A 20,496-nucleotide genomic window follows, 5' to 3' on the forward strand; every position below is an offset into this window, starting at 1 on the left:
CAAAACAACTGATTGATACTGTAGGCGAGGCAACTTATCTCATTGCTGATAAGGGGTATGATGCTGAGCACATTAGAATATATGCCCAGAACAAGGATATGATTCCCATCATTCCAATGAGATCAAATAGTAAAAGATCGAATAAGGAGTTTGATAAATATCTATATAAATTAAGACATTTAGTTGAAAATGTGTTTGCGAGATTGAAGCATTTCCGAGCGATTGCAACCCGATTTGATAAGCTTGCACGAAATTACCAGTCTATGATTTACATTGCTTGCATGTTTATTTGGTGTAAAGCCAAATGAGGACACGCCCTAAAACAATATACAAATGCAAAAAAAATGTGTAGCGCTTTCCGACCAAAAGAAAACCCGAATTTTACTCTCCGGGTTTAATTAAAATACTAATTAATGTCTTTTTAATACATTAAATTATTCATCAACTATATCAATAAAAGGTGCATTTAAAACCTTGGCTAAATCTGCTGGGTTTAGACCAATGTCCAAACCACGCTTGCCACCACTGACATAAATTTTATTCAGCCTTTCTGCTGATGCATCAATTACAGTTTTCAGGCGTTTCTTTTGTCCCACTGGGCTGATTCCACCCACCAGATATCCGGTTAATCGTTCTGCCTGTTTAGGATCTGCCATCTGTAATTTTTTACAACCGAATGTAGCAGCTACTTTTTTAAGATTAAGCTGATGATGAACAGGTAATACTGCCACAAAATATTGCTTTTCATCCGAAAACACTATTATATAAAGCAAAGCAAATCTAAACAAATCTTAAACTATTGTATTTATTATAAATTAGATACTTATAAAACCAAAACAAACCTAAGCACTATATGCAAAATCTTATTTTGTGAGTACTATTGTGAGTATTTTACAAGTTACTCATATTTTATTTAGGTTACTCACATGCTCACAGATACTAAAATTAAGAGCCTTAAACCAAGGGATAAAGCATATCGCATTGCTGACCATAATGGGCTTTGTATTGAGATTAGACCCACAGGTACAAAACTGTGGCGCTATCGATACCGATTTGAAAACAAGGCCTCAATGTTAAGTTTAGGGGAATATCCACGGGTAAGTCTAGCAGAAGCCAGAAAGAATCGTGATGAAGCGAAGGCTTTACTCAGTGAAGGTAAAAACCCTGCTTTAGCCCGCAGAGAAGAAAAAGTCATACAAAGTGTAAAAAATGCAAATACATTTAAAGCCGTTGCTGAGGAATATATTGCCGAGATTTTAAAAAACAGATCGGAAAAGTATGTTGGAAAAGTAAAATGGTCGCTTGATACGGATATCTATCCGGTAATTGGAGCAAAGAGTGTTGCTGACGTGACTGCTGCAGAAGTACTTTATATCGCAAAATCAACGATCACTCGCGTTCGGACAACAGGTGCTAGAGGTACAGGTGAAGTTACAGCATCAAATAATATTAAAATTATTGGTGCTGTTATGCGATATGCGATCGCCACTCTAAGAGCGGAAAATGATCCAACTTATGCAGTACGTGGTGCTATTAATCGTCCAGATGTAGAACATGCCCAGCCACTATCAAAAGAGCAGCAGGTGCAATTTAGAAAGGGTGTTGAGAGTTACCATGGCACGGCAACAGTTAAAAATGCCTTACTCACTTTAGCTTATACAATGCTACGCTCAATCGAGATTAGACGTATGAAGTGGGAGTATGTCGATTTTGAAGAAAGAATTATTACCTTCCCGATTTCAACACGAAGTAACTCTCAGGAAAGGACCATGAAAAAGAATAGGATCCATCTGGTTCCTATGTCTGATCAACTGTTCAATGTACTCAAGTCTCAATTTACTGAAACAGGCAACAAAGAGTATGTATTCTCAAGTGCATACAGTAGCGCAGCCACAATCGGAAGTGCTACATTGAATAGTGCTCTAAAGAAAATAGGGCTTAAAAACTCGACATCACACGACTTTCGAGCAACCGCAAGTACTATCTTAAATGAGCTTGATTTCGATGATGATTGGATTGAAAAGCAGCTTGCTCATGCCGAACAGAACAAAGTAAGGGCATCATACAATCACGCTAAATACATTAGTCAGCGCCGGAAAATGCTACAGGACTGGGCTGACATAGTTGATAAATGGGGGAAATGAAATGCAGACTAACAAAATCGATCTGAATAAATTACCAAAGGCTCTAACAGATCAGCAACTCACTCAGAAGCTGATCCCTACCCGCTTTATTCCAGAAAAACCTGAGGAACTTAAGGATAAGAATGTAGTTTATGTTTTTGATAGTTCTGATTCATTTAATCTGACTTATGATGAGTTGGTAGAAATTGTAAGTAAAGCACGAAAGTTTGGGCCTAGAATGATTCCAGTGCTCGGAACAGTGAATTAAATTTAATGAACAAAAATATAAAATTGGTAGGAAAACTTTTTTTAGCTTATCTCTTACTTATTGGCATTTGTTTTTTAATTTATATACTGGTTGCAATACCCGAATCTAAGGCAGATAAAGTAACTTCAATTATGGGGTTGCTAGGTTGGTCTGCAACAATATTTACTCCAATTGCAGCATTCATATTATTAGATAACTGGAAAAATCAAATCAAATATAATGCTCGGCTTGAACAAATTATAAATATAATAGATGAGTTATCCAGATTATCAAAACAAATTGATAAAGTGCGTAACGACCCAAAAGTTTTCTCTTATTTATATAAGTTATTTTTAGCTTATGAAGATTACCAAGATAATGATATAGAAATTTTTGAGCTACCTGATTTTACTGATATTTTCCAGACTTTAGAAAACATTAGGGTTTGTAATCTAAAAATTTATATTTATGATGAGAAAATACAGTCACACATTTTTCAGAAAAAAATCTCTGGACAAGATTCATATGAGAAATTAGAAAGGTATATAAAAGGTCTGGAGGCAAGCTTCTTTCATGTCCATATTCATAGAGAAGAGATAGATAAAGGTATAAATTCAACAGAATCTAAACGCCATTTGCAAAAATGTTTATATATAAGCAGTAATTTTGCTAATGCTTATAGATCTAGCTTAAACCCACCAGTAGATAATATTTACCTTGAGCAACTTAACAGTGCTATAGCACAATCATTTGAAGATATAAAAATATTTCGTAAGTCACTAAACTAACTATGAGATTTAAACACTGAGCATAAATTTCAACATATATCGTTATTGGTATTAAATGGCTATGCAATATGATATTAGAATAGTGCAAGATTGAGCCAATATGGTAGATGGGTGGAAGTAGTAATAAGGGAATTATTATGGATGATAAATTAGAATACGCCTTACTTCTTGCTGCATTTGGTTTAGTGGGCAAATATTTCTTTGATTGGCTTGCGGCTAGAAATCACGCTATAGCTTTCCAGCAGGCAATCCTAGCAGAGATTTATGCTCTATTAAACTTAATTGAAGCCAGAAACTATAGGAGATTTTTAGAAGAAGGGGTTTTTGGATCTTCTTTGAATAGCTTAACCGACACTCCTTACCTTTTATCAATGAATATCCAGGATAACTATTGTCCTGTTTATTATAATAATCTTGATAAAATACAGTTACTTAATAAAAATAATGCTAAAGATGTCGTGTTATTTTATGCATTAATAGCTAGCCTAGTACAAGATTTAAAACCTGGAGGAGTTTTTAATAATAAAGTACATTCTAGTGTAGAAGCCTATAAAGCTGGATTAACAATCTTAGATATGGCTATAAAAACTGGTGAAAAGTTGATTAGCATCCAATATAGAAAAGAGCTTAACAATAAAAACTCATCTATATAAAATAATGTAAGAGCTCAGATAATGCTTAAAGCCCTCAATTGAGGGCTTCTTCTGGCCAACTTTCACTAAATCTCATTGCATCAATTGCGTGGCCATCTGCTTTTTCTGCCATATCTCGATATTCTGCTGTGCATGCTTCGAGTAACTCACTGTTGATAACGGTGTACTCAATGATGGTTTCTTTGGAAGCTGTGGACAAACGTTTGTTGGCTTCACTGAGTTGCTTTGACAGCCCATTAGCAGCCAGATCAGCACTACGAGCGGCAGCATTCGCATTTTGTATTTTTTTAATCGCATTTTTGTTCAACCTCTATTATTTTTGCTGACCATGTTTGCATGATGGTCGCTTTTTCCTCTTGAGCCTGATCTATTGCATCTACATAAGGTTTAATTGCTTTCGCAATATCGGCTTCACGCTGTGACTCACTACGCTCAAGTGCAAAGTGCTTCCATGCACCAAAGGCAACTGCCAGTGCAAGTAAGGCCAGTAGCACCACAATCACGGCCTTGTAGAATCGGGCTAAAAAGGCATCTAGTACCATTTAAATCACCACTCGATTCGAGATCCATCCAAAGAAAAACTGCTCCTGGCTTGGGTTGCGTTCACAAATTTCAATGTAACGATTGCCCTGCAAAATATTTAAGACTTTCAATAAAGTCTTTTCGCCTTCCTTGCCACGCTTGGCCAAGAATGTTTTTAATGCACCTAATGTAGCTGGACCATATACACCATCTGGAACCAAGTCAGACCAACCGCCTTTACCCTGATTGTTCAATAGGTTTAAGGCGCGCTGCAAAGTAGGCTTGGCAAAACCAACACCGCAGTTCACGCCTGTATCAAGCAATTCTTCTGCAACCAGTGGACTAAGTGCATTCACCTGGTTAAAACGCGGCACTGTCCAATATTGTTTAAGGTAAATATCTCGCGCAAGTGATTCAGGCAGATCCTTCATGTGGCCCTTATAACCGTTTTGACGTGCTACAGCTTCGGTAATACCGTACTTTGTTGCTCCGCCTCGATCGGCTGGATTGTTTACATAGCCACCTTCACGGCGGATGAGTTCATTTAAAAATTGATCAATATTCATTTCTTCCCATTCCCCCAAATCGCTAAAAATGCTGCTTTAACTTCATGCAGTACTTCGGACATAGGCTTCCCCTGCAGTAACGCAACGGACTGATAAACGATGCCAATTCCCAATAATCCAAACACTGCAAAAAACAGCATGATTGCGCCTTGGTACATCGTGGACACGTGAAGTAAGTTGAAGTATTCAATGAACGCTGAACCGCCATATAGACTGACAGTTACACTGGCCATAAATTTAACGATGACATTCAATGAGACTTCGATTTTTCCGTCTTTATCAATGTCACCGCTTAGGACCAGCGCCAAGATTGCACCAACAACTGCGGGTACGATCTTAATGATCCAGGGGATGGTGTTCTCTTGCATAACGCTCTCAATACAAATTCTGATCTATTGATGCATCATTGACTTTTTACAGATAGTTACGCGAACCCTACACAGGAGCATTTAGCCTAAAAAACACACAGCAAGACGTAAAAGCCAGAAGCATCTTTATGAATACGGAATCATTTGGAGTAAGGCGGTGAGCACAGTTTTAAAAATTGAAGATCGACCTCTATTCATCGAAGTTGAGTTGAATGGAAGAATCCAGTTGGGTGTGAATGCGCGTGATTTATACAAGATGCTGGAAGTAAAGGCTGAGTTTTCTCATTGGATTAAACGACGAATTGCACAGTGTAAATTTGAAGAAAATTTTGATTATCAGGTTTACGTCAAAAAAGACGATAACCTAAAAGGTGGACGACCAACCACTGAATACATCATCTCGGTAGATATGACCAAACACCTCGGAATGATGGAACGAAATGAAAAAGGCCATGAGATTCGAAAATATTTTATTGAGCAAGAGCAACTAGCACGTCAGCTTAAAGATGGGTTACAGGCACAAATTGCAAAAATTTCCGTGCAAGTAGAAATTATTACCCAATCACTATCAGAGGCGGGTCGATTCTTATCAGTGAATGGGAAACAGACTAAACCGGCGCTCATAAAAGAATTAGACGATCTCATTGAACAAGTACAACCAAGTCTAGATTTTAAGGATAATGATAATGAAGAAATTTAAATTAGACTGGAGTGAACGTGTAGAAAGTGCAAAAGAAATTTCCCAAGCGCTGGTAGAGGCATTATATATAAAATATTTCCACCCAAAGACCGCCTGATAACTTAATTAAACTAAAACCACTCCGGAGAGTGGTTTTTAATGTTTGAAAAAACAACAATATATTGTATAAATTGAATATATAAATAATATTATGAGGTTGCCATGCCTGAGTGGTTAGATTTTAGAATAACTAAAATAGATTGTGCTTTTAGAGAGTTTCCCAAACTGAAGTACTTATCCTTGCTTTATGCTGCACTGATAATTTTGTTAGCGATTTTCTATATGCCTATTTTAAAATTGGCACATAGCTTTAACTATTTCGGTAGCTATCCATTGCAAAATCTGATTGCAGAAAATATAGGTTGGTTATTTTGGGGGCAACTTGTCCTCCCAGTGGTACTTGCTGTATTTTTTTATTGGGACGTCTCAGGTCGCCATGATGAAATGTATTTGAAGAAATATAGACAGTTGCCAAAATGGGTTAGATAAAACCAAACCTCCCCACCTTTGTAACAACCAATAATTTTTTTGTAACATTTATGTTATTAATTGTTTGCTTTACTTATCATATGCATATGAATGATGAAAAGTGGAGCGCCGAAAATGCTAACAAAAACAGAAATTGTTGTTGTCGTTATAATGATAGTAGCCTTAATTCTCATCATTTATGAGATGGGACAAGGTCGTAGTTGGACTTTATAGAATTTAGCCTTTATTAAGCTTAAAAGAAGAAGCCCCCTAAGGGGCTTTTTTATTACTCATCAAACGCAAAACGTCCTATATCTACATCCTCACGTTTTTTATTCGGCAGATAAATACCATGCTCTGCTTGCTTCACACGTTTTTCACGCTGACGTAAACTTTGCATCGCCTGGACTCTACTGATCCGACGTGACGGGTTCTTCTGGTTGAAAGCCTGAATCTCTGCCCAGATTTCTTTTTGGTCATCCATATCATCACGCTGAACTGCTCGAACATAATCATTCATTAATTCTGTACGACGCTTATCCAGGCGCTTGGTATGCGAATAAATTGCACTACGTCCTTCGGTGGCCAAACGCACTTCACTTGGGCTAAAACCAACTGCCTGACTGACCAGGCCAGCAAAACCGATATCATCCTTAATCATGACACCGGTTTTATCCTGGGCACCGTATAAACCATAGCGGATCGAACGAATTATTGAACGCGGGAATACCGGTGACATGGTTTCTATACCTCGCCCATGCCCATCTGCTAGCTCAGCCAAGCCTTTAAAGGTATTGGTTAAAATCCCTACCACTGGGCCTAATCCACTCATCACCATAGCATCACTAAAGTCTTTACCTTCTAACCCGTCCTGCACATCTGGCAATAACAAATTATTAATACCAACACGGCCAGATAAGTCAGCTGGGCCAAAGCGTGAAGCACCTTTCATAAGAACTTCAGAAGTTTTTTGGCCAAAGGTATCTGCCAGCCAGTTGCGGAGAGCTACCTCTGCATCCCAAGGCTCATCATCATCACTTCCGAGCATTGAAGCCATAGCCAAAATCGGCCCAACCAACGGCAAGCCCATTACCCCGGCAAATACAGTATGCATTCCAATAATGCCGGCCAATGCACGCTGTGCCTCACGACGTGCTTCAGGCGTTTCACCCTTAAGTGACTGGTGAGCAGTACGTGCCAAGGTGTAAATCATGTTCTGGCCAAACTGTTTGAACAGCAAAATGACCTTGGCAATATTACCTTGCATGATTCGTGGGCGATTCCCTGATGAATAATCGAAGTGGCCCTTATAGGTAGAGTCCATTGCCTGCTCAAAAGCCTGATCGTGCATTGAGCCACTATCACGTGCTAACCGGTACGCTGCAATAAATGTCACTTCACGGTTAAAGCGTTCAGCGTTGTGGAATAACGCACTTGCCCAACGCATAACCGGACGTAGTTTCCACATCACCCCACTGTCTTCACCTTGCGCAATACCAGCCAGGTCATGTGCCATGGTCACATCGATCACACCACGACGCACAGCTTCTTCATAAGCCTTGAGCTCATCGCCTTTCAGAATCTTGGCAATATCATTTTCCCAGTTCTTAGGATTCCAACTATTGTTGAAAGATACACCTTTGCGGAAATCATCTGATGCTTTGGCCAATGCAGCCCCTGCCTTGTCATAACCCCACTTCGCACCCATCTGAGGATAGGCTACCAAGACTGTTTGCAAGGTGTTTACTGCTGCCGATGCCGGTGATAGACCTAGGTAATACAGGAAGCCTAAACTGGTTAAAGCTGTCGATAATGGGTGTGAATTCGCCTCCATCATATTCTTGTGACGCTTATTCATCTCATCGATGACTTGTTGCGCCACCGGCTGCTCATAATCATCATCAATTTTGGCCTGTTCTGTAGCATGCTTTTGCATTCCATCCAGCATTTCCTCAAGTTGATCTTTATAACGCAGCTTGGCCAAGTAACTGCCACCATGAAACATATTCTGGGCAAAGGCACGACGAGCATCCTGGCTAAAACCTGCGGTACCTTTACGGTGTACACTGTGTTTGGCATAGCTGAGGTCTGGCAATGATTTTAAATACAACTGCCCTAAAATATCTTCTAACTCTGCCTGACGCTGTGCATTCAACCCAAAACTGCCCAACTCATTGAACAGGTTGGTCATAAAGCCACGGCCTACTCCATCACGCGCAGCATCATATTCCTTATCCAGCATTGGCTTATGTACTTTGGCATTCGGATAATCACTCTGCAGGATCTCACGCAGTTTATGTGCCTCAGATAAGGTTTCAGCACGACTGACACTGATCACCTGGTCTTTTGCATCACGCACCAGTACTACATATTTACCAAAACGCTGTAACGGGAAGTACACGCCTTGCGTATAACCAAAGAAATTGGCATCCATCTGCTGCAGTAATTCGGTCTTTTTCTGGTTACTCATGCTTGAACGCAGAATACGATCCTGAATTGCCTGACGCACATCACGGTGATGTTTTTTATAGGCATCACGTGCTTCTCGATAAACCTTTTTCGCATCCCCGGACAGCGCATCAAACTGTTTTTTCAGCTTGGCATATTCTGCAACATTGTCACCCGGCTGATATGGCTTGGCTGGATCGATCTTGGCTAAGGTTGCATCGTGCATCACATTGGCCAACTCTTTTTCATCTTTCAAGTCAGCCCAGCGGCGTGCCAGATCATCTGATAGTGCAGCCACTTCGTTCTGATCAGCATCCATCATTGCCACCATATCGTTATACGGTTTCAGCTGCGGCAATAGCTTTTGGTACAACTCTGTCAGCTGACGACGGCCCAGTGCACCTAATACATACTGCAATGCATGTGTGGCTTTATACCCTGCTTCGGTTTTAAGTTTATTACGGCCCTGCTTATTCATATTGCTGACTAGATTCTGAATAATCTGCTGAGCATTGGCCTGCCGGCTAAATCGAATGTCAGTATCCTGGCTGCTAAATAGGCCTGTATTTCCAACTGCTGATTTGACCTGCTCCGGGTTAAATGCGACCAGGTAATCCATATCGTTGAACTGGTGCCGAATTCCACTGAATCCGTCCTGCATAGCATCAACAATCTGCTCACGTGTGGTCTTGGAATTGCTATTAAACATCTCTCGAATATTGGCAAACAATGGCATCACTGTACCTTCATTATCTTGAGAGCGACTGCCGGCATAGTTCTGTGCCTCTTCAAAACGATCGGTGAGATACACGCCACGACCCAATAAACCACCACCGAGTTTAAAGCGGGTAAATTGAGACGACGTGCCGTGATAAACCACCTGAGGTTCACCATTCTCATCGACCACTTTGGAGGCAGTCTCAGGGCTGTTTTCCCAGTCACCAAACCATTGTTTAAATTCTGGTGTCCGCACTTGCAACCATTGCTGTTCAGTCAAATTGGTAGGCTTACCATTCGGTGCTTTCATCCACTGATCTGTACCCTGAAGTTGAGCACGCACATTTTCTACAGAAGTCGGTTCGGCAATCTGCTGCTGGATCATGCGGTTGGCCAAAGCCACCATATCGTTTTCATTCAGGTTTAAATTGATACCCAAGCGATCAAAGGCCCATGCCTTCACAGCACTCACGACCTTATCAATAAAACGCTTGATTGCACTTTTTTGCAGGGCATTCATTTCCTGCTGAGTCGAAGTCAGGGTTAAAAGATAAGGTAGGTATTCCAGCTGCTGTGTTTTGGCATCAGTTTCCCGTTCGGCAAGACGTTTGGCTTCTAGTGCAAGCGGATGTTTACGCTGTACCATATCGTTGAATATACCCATAAGGTCGGCATATTTTTCTTCACTCATGACATTCTGGAAGCCGCCATGCCCACCCAGCTCATGCAGGAAGGTTGGGATGATGCTGGTTTCATTCAGGTTGCTTGCAACCAAAGTGACACGGCCATTCTGATAAAAGCCTTCTACACCTGGTTCATCTACAGTGCTGATAATATCGAGCAAGCCACGACGCTCTAGGCTAGAAATGGTCTTTTCACCGAAGCGTTTCACCAGAGCTTCACGGACTTGTTCTGGTGTCTGGCCAGACTGCACATTATCTTGAGCACGACTGTAAAGTCGCTGAACTGTTTCAGTTTTTTCAGTTTTATCTAGCTGTTTATCTTCTTCAGATATTCCTTCCAATGTTTTTCCGTGATCCCTTCCTGAATCTTTGAAAACACTTTTACGTCCATTGTTAGAATGCGTGCCATCTGATACATGAGTTTGAGAAGCTCGTGTTGAACTTTTTTGCGTTCCTGATGATTTGTTTGAGGTTGAGCTTGCAATTCCATCACTTGACTCAGCATTGGCTCCATCTGAATTTTTTGTTCTGGTGTCGCTTGTTGATAAACTTTCTGTGCGATCTCGACGCGACTGCTGACTTTGACCTCGTGGGGATAATCGATCATCTTGTTTCTCTTTGAACTGATTGGTAGAAATTTCGGTAAATATTGCGTCTAATTGCTTAAACCCATTCTCACCAAGCATTTTCTTAAAAACTTCACGTACGTTGGATTCTGCAGTGCTCACCGCAAGTAGTTCATGAGGGAAATCTTGCTCATAAGCATACCGTAATCTTTCGGCCATATTCGCATCAAGATTTTCGCCCTGATTCCAAATATATTCTCCTAGAATACTTCTAAACTCTTCAAGCTTATCTAAATTTTCACGAGATACTTGCTTTGTAGTAATCGATTGCTCGGTGACTGTATGTGTCAACTCGTGGTTGAGTAACTCTAGAACTGAACCTTCCCAAAAATCTGTTTGAGGGTAGATATACAAAATATTCTGATCAGGGATATAAAAACCTCCCGAACTTAATCTCGCTCGAGTCGCTTTATCCTGAATATTATCCAGATTAGAAACAATATGCACCTGCACATTAGGATTTAGCTTTGCAATTTTAGCCAGTAATTGTTTTCCATACAGCACATTGGTTTTTACACCTTCAGTTTTCATACTTGCCAAGTCACTTACCACATCACCCAGCTTATGTACTTGATCCATCAACTTGCTTGGAATGCTATGGGTTAAACCTGAATCAGACTGAATCTGAAGATTAGGACTTTGTGCTTTAGATGAACTATCCGGTTTTTCCGGAGAGTTGGATTTAATATCCTTAATTTGCTCTTGTGCCTGAGCTGGGCTGTCTTGCGCCGGAGTTTTGTCCCCTGTCGGCGCTTTCCCGACCCATTCACCCGTAGCAGGATGCTTCATTCCCAATATTTCAACCCGGCCATTTTCATGTTGTACTGCATGATAGTTTGGATTTTTGAGTGCATTTCTCTTTTTGGGAACGCTATGCAGGTCAATCGTAAAATCATCAGCCAATGTTTCTACATCAGACATCACGCTTTCCAGACTATCACCATAGTCACGCTGAATACTTTGTGGATCCAAGGTGGCTTCGGACTGAGGTACTGCACTTTCACCTGCAGGTTTCTTGGTATCCCCATCTTTTAACCATGACTTAAACTCATCCTTATTCATGGCTCGAACAGGTCCGACCTTCCACCCCTTATCAAAGTTCGATGAATAGGCCTGAATCGCTTCTTCCTGAGAGTTGAATCCCATCATCACTTTATGTTCATCAAAACCACCAGTTTTCTGGTCTATCTGATCCACAATAAAGACCTGTTCAGACTCAGGGTTACGCCCGATATATGTATCAATAGCCTCGTTGTCGGCACCAATACTGGATTTAATGTAACCGTAATGGTCACTCATTTCATGCGCCCATTCCTTTCCATCAGGATCGGTACCACGGCGTTCTGAACCACGCGGGTTTTCTACAGCGATATCCAAACCATGAACCTTAATGTGTCCCTTCTTGTAATTACCGGCTTCAATTTGCGCCTGTGTTGGTTCAGGTAGATCATTAAGCGGACTGGATGCGGCCTCATGTGCAGCATTTTCAATTTTGGTTTGCCGCTCAATATTCTTGTGTTGGGTTTCAATTTCGGTACGCTGTGTCTGAAGGCTTTCCAGCTGCTTACGCATCTGCATCTTTTTCGGAACACTTTTTTCTATCTGTAACTGCTGTTTTACAGTGGCAATATCACTATCTACCTGACTCAATTGCTGTGCAGCAATCTGTTGGGTATCAGTTAAACCTGGTGTGCTGTCTGCTGCTTTAATATCTGTTGATAGAAAGTTCGCTCTCGTGCTTCCTTGTCCTGTATTAGCTTGCGAAAGTTGCGATCCCTCCGATATTGTTCCTGTTCCATCTGCCACCTGAAGCGTTGTAGTGGTGTCATGCTGTTCAGAAACTGATTGGCCTCCATTGTTAAGCGGTGCATTTCCTGGCTGTGCTGTTCCATTCTGAGTGCTTTCATCAATGGTGAGTGGTGCATTTTGTTCTCCTTGTTGACGCTGTTTCACACGCTCAACCGCAGCTGCAAGCTCAGGACTATAGGTTGACTGCCTAGACTGTTCACGTACTTGTTCGGGTGTTATGGTCTGTGCTTGTTCTAACTGTGCTGACATACCTCCATCCACAGCTGTTGCTGCCGCTGCAGATAATGGCCCTAGATTTGGATCAAGGCCCATTTGTTGGGATGGTGTTAAATCGACTTTTTGGGGGTCAATAACAGGTTTTTGAGGATTATTATCAAAAGGACTGATGCCGTTATAGTCCACCACAGGATCTGGTGTTTCTAAACCAAAAGTATTATTAAACTGAATCTGACGTTCTAAATCAGTTGGGCCTTGCTCGGGTCGCTCAAAGTCAATGCCATTCTCTGCTTGTGTTTGTGACTGCTCTGCCAGTGATAATGGTGTTTCAATATTTGGTGCTTGGAAATTAATACCATTGTCATAGCGTGGATTCCCATCAGCAGCTTCTAAGCGGTTCATGTCAATGATTGGATTTGTTAGTGGTGCATTATCGGAAAATGGGTTTAATTTGCTTGGATCAAGCACTGGATCTGGCACATCTCCACTGAATAACTGTGATTGTGCATCACGCATCGCTTGGGCTTCTTGGGCTTGTTGTGCAGCTTGTTGCTCTACTTTAAGCTGCTCTTGAGCGTTATAGCGTTGATTATGACCTTGTACATTTAAACCCGAAGCAGCACCACCCATAGTCATGCCTGCCAATGCTCCCATGACAATGGCATCGTCCACGCCATCCATCAGGTCTTTGTTTAGAGCATAGTTCTGTAATACCTGCTCTTGTGACGACTGTGGTAGTTCTTCAAGTAAGCCCTCACTCAATGCACCAAGTACAACATGTTTCGGTACCTGTTTGAGTGGCACCTTGGCAATTTCACCAGCCACTTGCTGCGCATTGGCACCGGCAAGCATGCTATCAATATCACCGAAGCCAAACTTCTTCGCTACCGCACCACCAGCTAAACCAAATAGTGTACCGAGTGCACCTGTCGCCACTGATGCTGCTACCTGATTGCCAGTGAGTAGACCATCATCAGTTTGCTGACGGATATTTTCTGCTTGAGACCCGGCCATCATTGTACCTTCACCGATCGCACCACCGACCATAGGGCTGATTGCCCCTTTAGTTGCGGTACTCAGGCCACGGCCGACTAAACCACCTGCAACCATAGTTGGTAAGGATTCAGCCACGGTATTGGTGATTAATGTTGGATTTGTTAAGGCGACTTTGGTTTTATCAATGATTCCTTCAGCATCACTAAATTTTTGTGACTGGGCTTTAGCTTGATCCGTTTTTTTATCTGCCCAATATTCACGACCAGAACCAGGTGTATATAAACCTGAATCTTCAACAGTCTTTCCGACCGCACCACCAGTGAGGATATCACCTATACCAATTGCAACGTCTGGGAGCGATGCCGCACCTGCTGCAAGAGAGGCTCCAATATCACGTATATGACCACCAAAACCCTTTGATTTTTCCCCTTCTGGTTCTGGATTCCCATTCCAATTTTGCTCCCAGGGCTTTTTATTCTGGGTATTGGAAGGGGTTTCAGTTGGTTGATTCCAATTCTGTTCCCATGGCTTTTTTTGTTCAGGCATAACATACTCCTATGGCATGTCATGAATGATGCTACTTTGTATTTCCATTAGTCGAACCTTATACAGGTATTGCTAAATAACTAAAGTTTAACTATCGTAAATTCAAATAATTATGATTTTAGGATTGGGGTTATGTTTTGCAGTCAGTGCGGTCAAAATAATATAGAAAATGCAAAATTCTGTAGCAGTTGCGGGAATAAATTAGAAAAAACTGATGAAGATCAATTGAATTTTCAACAACCAACTCAAATTAATAATAATGTATTAACAGACTGTAAAAAAAAGCAACCTAGACTCTGGAACCCTAATGCCGCAATAAATTGGAGCTTATTGCTCACTCCCTTGTTTGGCTCATACTTACAAATGAAAAACTGGCAGGCAATAGGCAGTACTGCTGAGGCAAATAATGCAAAATACTGGTTGATTGCCACAATAATATTTATATTATTTTTAAGTTTAGGCACACCCTTTATTTGGGATGACCCTTACCAATTACAAACCTATCCAAAAAGTTTGGGTATTTTATATATTTTTGTATGGTATTTTTCTTTTGCTAAATTTCAATCTGATTTTGTCAAAAAACATCTGCATAATAACTACCAAAAAAAATCATGGGGTATTCCACTTATTGTTGCGAGTATTATTTTAATTTTTTCTTTCACTATATTAATGGCAATAAGTTCAGCAATTATAGATGCTAGGTATAAAAACTCGGCATTAAGTAATCAAGACAAGCCATGGGAAATGGACTGGGATCATACTAAAAATCAAGTTCAAACCGCACAAAGCGAAAATACAGAAAATCATCTAGAGGGAAGTGTTGAACAAGCTCACTATGATGCTATTTTAAAAGTGCATCCAGATGCTTATGAAATAGCAAAGCAAACTAAATTTTATGACTGGATCAATTCTCAACCTGTAGATTGGAAAAATTACTATAGCAATGTCATCGAATCGGGAACTACAGATCAGGTCATCGAACTGCTGAATGACTATAAAAACAATATAACTCATTAAAACAAAGCCGACTTAATGTCGGCTTTTTAGTCAGTACTGACTTACTTTTCTTGGTTTTTTTTCAAATCCTGAATTTCTTCAAAAATCATCCCCAATGCTTTCGAAATATCGACATATTGAGTTGGCGGTTTTTCATCTTCAAAACTTTTTTCAAGACGAGCGACAATTTCCGCATTCATTGAGCGGTTATTTTCTTTTGCAGTAGCAACAATTTTTTCTCGAAACTCAGAGTTCACACGAACCTTAAGGGTAACAATATTGTTTTGATCTTCACTCATTGAATAGCTATCAAAATAAAATGAATAATAACCCCATAATGGGTATTGACCAATAACCCCATTGTGGGTACTATCACCATGTACCCAATGTGGGGACAAAGGAGAAACAAGTGAAAGAGAAAAGTAAAATCTCAACCGATGTGCGATTTCGCTTAACAAATGAATTGCACGAGCCATTAAAAGATATGGCTAAAAAAGAGCAACGTTCAATGAATTATTTAATGAATAAAGCAGTTGAACTTTTACTTAAACAAGAGAGTGCGAAAGCATGAAATCAACAGACAACAAAAAAGCCCAGAACTTTGGTCGGTCGGGCTTGATTGTAGTCAACAACATGAGAAAGTTAACTATGAGTAATTTAACACAAAACTTTGCAAACCCAAACAATCAACCGTTGGTTATTGGTGAATTTACGATTCGTCAGGATGATGAAGGTCGTTATTGCTTAAATGATTTACATAAGGCAAGTGGTGGCTTGGATAAACATCGCCCAACATATTTTATTCGAAATGATCAAACTAAAGATCTGATTAGTGAGTTGCAAAATAGCAACTCACAAGTTTATACATCACAAAATATCCACTGTGAGAATTCTCACAGTGCTGTAAAAGTGGTCAATGGCGGTTCAAATCGAGGTACATACGTTGTTGAGGATTTAGTTTACTCATATGCAATGTGGATTTCAGCAAAATTCCATCTAATTGTCATTCGCGCTTATAAGATGTTGGTAACCCAATGGAAAATCAACGACCGCCAATCTATCTCACCAGAACAACAAGCTTTACTTCATGAAATTGTGGCTCGCCGCTCTAGTGGTGAGCGTAAAGTTTATTCCGAAATGTGGGCGCGTCATAACCGTCATTTTAAAATCCCACGCTATGCTGAACTGTTAGCAATACATTTTCCTGAATCTGTGCATTATCTGGAAACCATGGAGCTGAAATCCAAAGTTACAGCATCTGCTAAAACAACAATGCTTGAAGTAGATAACCGCTATCACCAAGACGTTCAGGGTCTTGCATGGCATATGCTTTGGATTCGGGAGTGGTGGAAAGAATTTGGTGAGCCTTTGCGTAAGCTAAATCCGAATATGGCTGGTGCGATTCATGACCACTTTGCTAATGGTGCGGCATTTGCCTATCATTTTATTGATAAGGATGAACTAAAGAAGCACAGAGAGTTCACGGAATATTTCCAATGGAATTTAAGCAGTTCAGAGCGTATGGCTCTTAAATTTAAACGTTAATTTTAGAAAGAAAAGCCACCTTACGGTGGCTTTTTACTGACTTAATTGGGTTAAATTGATTCCCATGAAGACTGTTGAGATGGATCTCCACCCTTATATCTATAACCTTCTCTAATTTCTCCCGGTTTGGGAATACTATTCGATGAAGGTGAAGTATTTAAATACTGCTGCGTCTGGGTATCAAAAATCTGCTGTGGACGATTAATCATGACATTGGCATTTTGATCCCACTCTTGACCACCGCCTACAGTCATATAACGATCACGGCCATTCTGAGCTTTAGCACCCGTTAAGCGATCAATCCGTGCCTGAATAGATTGACGCTGCTCATCTGTTTCGGCTTTATCATACATCTCCTGTAGTTTTTCAGCACGTTCAGCCTGACGGATACCGAAACCTTCTTTCTTCTCAGTCAGGTTCTGTTCACGCGCTTTTAAACCAAAATTCGCATTGAACTGCTCGCCATCTTGAGCCAGGCTGGCCCCATGCCGTAAGTTCTGACCATCCTCACGCATACCTGTTTGCAGAATACTGGCATTATTATTAGCAGTATTGTTCTGTACACTTGTCGCATTGTTCGCATCGGTTTTGTAAATATCTAATGCATCAGGATCATTGCTGGACAACCGAAGTAACATCTCAGCCTGCTTTGCAGTTGGACCTCTTTTTCTATCAATAGCCGAATTAATCTGACTCGTCAAAGAAGCTCGATTACTTTTTTCCTCATCTGACATCACTGGGCGTTCAGGATAACGCAAACCAACGCCCTGCGGATTCATTTGCTGCCCCATTGCTGCCTGAATCTGCTGTTCACTTGGCCCCATCTCCCTGGTATTAGTCATAAGGTTTTTTACACCTTTGGGATCTCTGGTAGGACGTATCCCACCTGTAAAACCACTACTTTGCAACTCTGGAATACCGGCAGCACGGGCTTGAGCTGCGGCACCCGGATTGGCATAACTAAAACTATTGCCTTTTTGCTGAATTGCATAAGGACTAGTATTGCGCGACGCTGGTTGTGCTGCCTGTCCTCCACCGTACATGACATCATTCATTTGGTCATTAAAGGATGGTGTTGTATTTGTTTTTTGCTGTGCAGCGTTATTTTTAGGCATACTACTTACAGCTGGCGTTCCCTGGGCAGTAGATTGATTTACAAGTGAGGTTGCCGCTTTACCTTGATTACCGGAACCTAAATTTTCACCAGACAAACCAAACATTTGCCGCATCCCTAGGCGTGCTTGATCAAAGCCTTGTCCTGAAAATTCAGCACTAGGTGCAACCATATTACCGCGGTTTGGATTATTTGCACCACCAAGATAAGCTGCGGTACTGCGAATGCCCTCTCCTGCTCCAGCCGCAAGCGCGCCTGCACCGCCGAGTAATCCTTTACCTAATCCAGTCGCCGTATTTACCAGCCCACCTACAGGATTCCATGCGCCATTGTCATGTTCTGGCGCAAGAAATGTTTTTGCGGTTTTACCTATTCCCCAACCACTTGATTGCGGTTGTTCTTTTGGCTGCACTTGTTGTGTACTGGCTTGAGTTGGAGCTACAGCAGGAGTATTCACTTTAGGTTGTGCTGTTGGGAATTGAATGTTCTTGTTGTCAGTCAGTGCAGGTGCAGTCGATGTTTGATTAAATCCACTACGTGGCTGCACTGCCCCGAAACCGCTTTGCGGCTGGCTCTGTGTTTTTAAATTTCGTTTCCATTCATCTTCAACAACACCACCATTTGCAAAGAATAATTGTGGTTTTTTTAAACCAAATCCACCTTCCACTTGCGGTTGATCCACAGGCGTATGAGTTAGATCTTTCATCTGATCCAGCGCCTGCACACCGATTGCATGTACCTGCTCTGGTGTCATTTCAAACTCACCATTACTGACATTTACATCGACTGGCTGATCTTGGCCCATTTGCGCAAGATTCTGTTCACCAATTTGAGCGGTTGAATCTGCCGGCATGATATAGGTTCCACTTGGCACGGTCTTCTGCACATCATCAGACGTACCTGTACCTGGTCCCTGAATTTTACCGCCTTCCTGATTGGGCTTTTTCTGCCCTTTTTTTAAACCGAAGCTCATAAAAAAGCCCTAAATCTTATTTGATTGGTAAAAGATTACCTATCCAATAAGACTTAAGGCGAACCCTAGAGGACTATAGGTTTAACTTGCATTCATTCAAGTATTTTTTTAGCATAGCAATGTATTCAATTTTAAAAATAAATCCATGATTCATATAGCTATCGATACAAGTGCAATTGAAAATAATAAGTCTGTTAATGATGCAAATTACAAAGCACTTCAACGACTCGTTGATGCCAATAAAATAACTATACACATTCCCTATATCGTTAAAAAGAAATTGAGTCTCAAGAGAAAGAATTTTATCTAACAAGATATAAGGCATTACAGAAAAGTTTAAAAGAATTCAATAGTGTTCAAAAACCAACCGAACTCTATGAAAAATTTAATGGTATGAAAAAGAAGTTAAGCAAATAGATAGTGAGATTTTATCAGATATTGAAAGGTTTTCTAATGCTTGGGTAAATGGCCTAAATAGCAATATATGGGAATTAAATAAGGCTCAGGCAATTTCTGCTTGGGATGCATATTTCAATGGAACAGCACCCCTAACATCGAAAAAGAATAGAGAGGATATACCAGATAGTTTTATCTGTAGTGCTATTAAAGAAATCAAAGAAACAGTTACTAATTTAACTGTTTTGGCAAAAGATTCAAAGGTATATAATACGTTTAAGGACATGTCTAATATTGAAATACACAAGACAATTGTTGATTTTATTAATTCAAAAAAAGTACAAGAAATACTTGAAGAACTAGACACTATTAGGGGTAAAGTTATTCTCCAAGGTAGGCTCACAAATTTAGTGGACTTTATTAAAGAATACGAAGCAACTACAAGTTTAATAGAATCTTTTCTTGAATCTCAAATCGGTGAAAAAATTTTATATGCCAATATTTATGATATCCCCCTGTCGAATGATATGGATGGTGAAGCCAGTATAAATTCTTATCATAATGGCGAAAATATCAGAATTGATTTAGATAATCCTATACATTATGGCAATAATCAAATTGGATATAACTTTGAACTTGAAGTGGAAGTATTGGTAGATTATTTCGTTAATAAATCTGATTATTATTCCGAATTTTATTCTGGTCAAAGCCTTGCTTCAAATATTTCCGTTGAAGATTGGAATGATCATGTTCTTCGTGCTGAAAGTGATATCAATATTAAAGTGACAGGAATTGTGTCGATTACAATAGATACAAGCAATGTAGACTTTTCTGAGATTGCTAAATGTGATCCAGATGATTTGGATGATCACTTACACGACCTGTATTCTGAATCTCTAATTAATATCGAATCTATTGGTGAAATAGAAGCAATATAAGACATTTAAAAAGTTAAAA

The 20,496-nt window shown here is 40.3% G+C and carries 16 protein-coding genes and 2 pseudogenes; 11 read left to right on the forward strand and 7 right to left on the reverse strand.

Annotated features, from left to right (window positions below; genetic code table 11):
- Positions 1-308: IS5 family transposase (locus HADU_RS03780; RefSeq protein ID WP_008303718.1), on the forward strand; the 308-nt coding region annotated here is incomplete at its 5' end.
- A 126-nt stretch (positions 309-434) separates the two neighbouring features.
- On the opposite strand, the pseudogene HADU_RS03785 reads toward HADU_RS03780, so the two are convergent.
- Positions 435-761 (reverse strand): annotated as a pseudogene (locus HADU_RS03785) (aminoacyl-tRNA deacylase); the annotation flags it as partial.
- Between the two features lie 165 nt (positions 762-926).
- Between HADU_RS03785 and HADU_RS03790 the strand changes: the two are divergent.
- The 4 genes from HADU_RS03790 (at position 927) to HADU_RS03805 (ending at position 3,811) form a co-directional block, all read left to right on the forward strand.
- On the forward strand, positions 927-2,144 hold the full coding sequence (locus HADU_RS03790; protein ID WP_008303723.1) for a tyrosine-type recombinase/integrase: 1,218 nt from the start codon (positions 927-929) through the stop codon (positions 2,142-2,144).
- Between the two features lies 1 nt (position 2,145).
- Complete coding sequence (locus HADU_RS03795) at positions 2,146-2,391, forward strand: hypothetical protein (protein ID WP_008303725.1); 246 nt, start codon at positions 2,146-2,148, stop codon at positions 2,389-2,391.
- Between the two features lie 5 nt (positions 2,392-2,396).
- A complete protein-coding gene (locus tag HADU_RS03800) occupies positions 2,397-3,158 on the forward strand; it encodes a hypothetical protein (protein WP_008303728.1) in 762 nt (253 codons plus the stop codon).
- 137 nt (positions 3,159-3,295) lie between these two features.
- Positions 3,296-3,811, forward strand: a complete 516-nt coding sequence (locus HADU_RS03805; protein WP_034592228.1) for a hypothetical protein — start codon at positions 3,296-3,298, stop codon at positions 3,809-3,811.
- A gap of 34 nt (positions 3,812-3,845) precedes the next feature.
- Here the strand turns inward: HADU_RS03805 and HADU_RS16090 are convergent.
- The 3 genes and pseudogenes from HADU_RS16090 to HADU_RS03820 form a co-directional block, all read right to left on the reverse strand.
- Positions 3,846-4,353 (reverse strand): annotated as a pseudogene (locus HADU_RS16090) (hypothetical protein).
- The gene (locus tag HADU_RS03815; protein ID WP_008303737.1) at positions 4,354-4,899 is read right to left on the reverse strand and encodes a glycoside hydrolase family 108 protein; all 546 of its coding nucleotides are present in this window, start codon (positions 4,897-4,899) and stop codon (positions 4,354-4,356) included. It abuts the pseudogene before it with no gap.
- The gene (locus HADU_RS03820) at positions 4,896-5,267 is read right to left on the reverse strand and encodes a hypothetical protein (RefSeq protein ID WP_008303739.1); all 372 of its coding nucleotides are present in this window, start codon (positions 5,265-5,267) and stop codon (positions 4,896-4,898) included. Before HADU_RS03820 ends, HADU_RS03815 begins: the two co-directional genes overlap by 4 nt.
- A 157-nt stretch (positions 5,268-5,424) precedes the next feature.
- On the opposite strand from HADU_RS03820, the gene HADU_RS03825 reads away from it, so the two are divergent.
- Both HADU_RS03825 and HADU_RS03830 read left to right on the forward strand, forming a co-directional pair.
- Positions 5,425-5,967: a phage antirepressor Ant gene (locus tag HADU_RS03825; RefSeq protein WP_008303741.1), complete on the forward strand. Its 543-nt coding sequence runs from the start codon at positions 5,425-5,427 to the stop codon at positions 5,965-5,967.
- A 201-nt stretch (positions 5,968-6,168) separates the two neighbouring features.
- The gene (locus tag HADU_RS03830) at positions 6,169-6,495 is read left to right on the forward strand and encodes a hypothetical protein (protein WP_008303743.1); all 327 of its coding nucleotides are present in this window, start codon (positions 6,169-6,171) and stop codon (positions 6,493-6,495) included.
- Between the two features lie 265 nt (positions 6,496-6,760).
- Here the strand turns inward: HADU_RS03830 and HADU_RS15810 are convergent, their stop codons facing one another.
- Positions 6,761-14,515: a PLxRFG domain-containing protein gene (locus tag HADU_RS15810; protein WP_008303745.1), complete on the reverse strand. Its 7,755-nt coding sequence runs from the start codon at positions 14,513-14,515 to the stop codon at positions 6,761-6,763.
- 132 nt (positions 14,516-14,647) lie between these two features.
- Between HADU_RS15810 and HADU_RS03845 the strand changes: the two genes are divergently transcribed.
- Positions 14,648-15,532 carry a zinc ribbon domain-containing protein gene (locus HADU_RS03845; protein WP_008303748.1) on the forward strand — a complete coding sequence of 295 codons (885 nt, stop codon included), beginning with the start codon at positions 14,648-14,650 and terminating at the stop codon, positions 15,530-15,532.
- Positions 15,533-15,573: 41 nt separating this feature from the next.
- Here the strand turns inward: HADU_RS03845 and HADU_RS03850 are convergent, their stop codons facing one another.
- Positions 15,574-15,810 carry an Arc family DNA-binding protein gene (locus HADU_RS03850; RefSeq protein ID WP_008303750.1) on the reverse strand — a complete coding sequence of 79 codons (237 nt, stop codon included), beginning with the start codon at positions 15,808-15,810 and terminating at the stop codon, positions 15,574-15,576.
- 110 nt (positions 15,811-15,920) lie between these two features.
- On the opposite strand from HADU_RS03850, the gene HADU_RS15485 reads away from it, so the two are divergent.
- Both HADU_RS15485 and HADU_RS03855 read left to right on the forward strand, forming a co-directional pair.
- Positions 15,921-16,082, forward strand: coding sequence for a toxin-antitoxin system HicB family antitoxin (locus tag HADU_RS15485; protein ID WP_155756510.1), 162 nt, complete (start codon positions 15,921-15,923; stop codon positions 16,080-16,082).
- 77 nt (positions 16,083-16,159) lie between these two features.
- Positions 16,160-17,056: a KilA-N domain-containing protein gene (locus HADU_RS03855; protein ID WP_155756513.1), complete on the forward strand. Its 897-nt coding sequence runs from the start codon at positions 16,160-16,162 to the stop codon at positions 17,054-17,056.
- Positions 17,057-17,106: 50 nt separating this feature from the next.
- Here the strand turns inward: HADU_RS03855 and HADU_RS03860 are convergent, their stop codons facing one another.
- Positions 17,107-19,143 carry a hypothetical protein gene (locus tag HADU_RS03860; RefSeq protein WP_008303755.1) on the reverse strand — a complete coding sequence of 679 codons (2,037 nt, stop codon included), beginning with the start codon at positions 19,141-19,143 and terminating at the stop codon, positions 17,107-17,109.
- A gap of 680 nt (positions 19,144-19,823) precedes the next feature.
- Here HADU_RS03860 and HADU_RS15815 point away from each other — a divergent pair.
- Positions 19,824-20,477 (forward strand): hypothetical protein, encoded by a 654-nt coding sequence (locus HADU_RS15815; protein ID WP_008303757.1) that lies wholly within the window; start codon positions 19,824-19,826, stop codon positions 20,475-20,477.
- The last annotated feature ends 19 nt before the right edge of the window (positions 20,478-20,496 follow it).

Source organism: Acinetobacter sp. HA, from assembly GCF_000264725.1.
Taxonomy (GTDB): Bacteria; Pseudomonadota; Gammaproteobacteria; order Pseudomonadales; family Moraxellaceae; genus Acinetobacter; species Acinetobacter schindleri.

Coding starts and splice junctions, on each gene's coding strand:
- HADU_RS15815 (WP_008303757.1), top strand. CDS start 19,824: ATGTCTAATATTGAAATACACAAGACAATTGTTGATTTTATTAATTCA.
- HADU_RS03805 (WP_034592228.1), top strand. CDS start 3,296: ATGGATGATAAATTAGAATACGCCTTACTTCTTGCTGCATTTGGTTTA.
- HADU_RS03820 (WP_008303739.1), bottom strand. CDS start 5,267: ATGCAAGAGAACACCATCCCCTGGATCATTAAGATCGTACCCGCAGTT.
- HADU_RS15810 (WP_008303745.1), bottom strand. CDS start 14,515: ATGCCTGAACAAAAAAAGCCATGGGAACAGAATTGGAATCAACCAACT.
- HADU_RS03845 (WP_008303748.1), top strand. CDS start 14,648: ATGTTTTGCAGTCAGTGCGGTCAAAATAATATAGAAAATGCAAAATTC.
- HADU_RS03830 (WP_008303743.1), top strand. CDS start 6,169: ATGCCTGAGTGGTTAGATTTTAGAATAACTAAAATAGATTGTGCTTTT.
- HADU_RS03855 (WP_155756513.1), top strand. CDS start 16,160: ATGAGTAATTTAACACAAAACTTTGCAAACCCAAACAATCAACCGTTG.
- HADU_RS03860 (WP_008303755.1), bottom strand. CDS start 19,143: ATGAGCTTCGGTTTAAAAAAAGGGCAGAAAAAGCCCAATCAGGAAGGC.
- HADU_RS03815 (WP_008303737.1), bottom strand. CDS start 4,899: ATGAATATTGATCAATTTTTAAATGAACTCATCCGCCGTGAAGGTGGC.
- HADU_RS03795 (WP_008303725.1), top strand. CDS start 2,146: ATGCAGACTAACAAAATCGATCTGAATAAATTACCAAAGGCTCTAACA.
- HADU_RS03850 (WP_008303750.1), bottom strand. CDS start 15,810: ATGAGTGAAGATCAAAACAATATTGTTACCCTTAAGGTTCGTGTGAAC.
- HADU_RS03800 (WP_008303728.1), top strand. CDS start 2,397: ATGAACAAAAATATAAAATTGGTAGGAAAACTTTTTTTAGCTTATCTC.
- HADU_RS03790 (WP_008303723.1), top strand. CDS start 927: ATGCTCACAGATACTAAAATTAAGAGCCTTAAACCAAGGGATAAAGCA.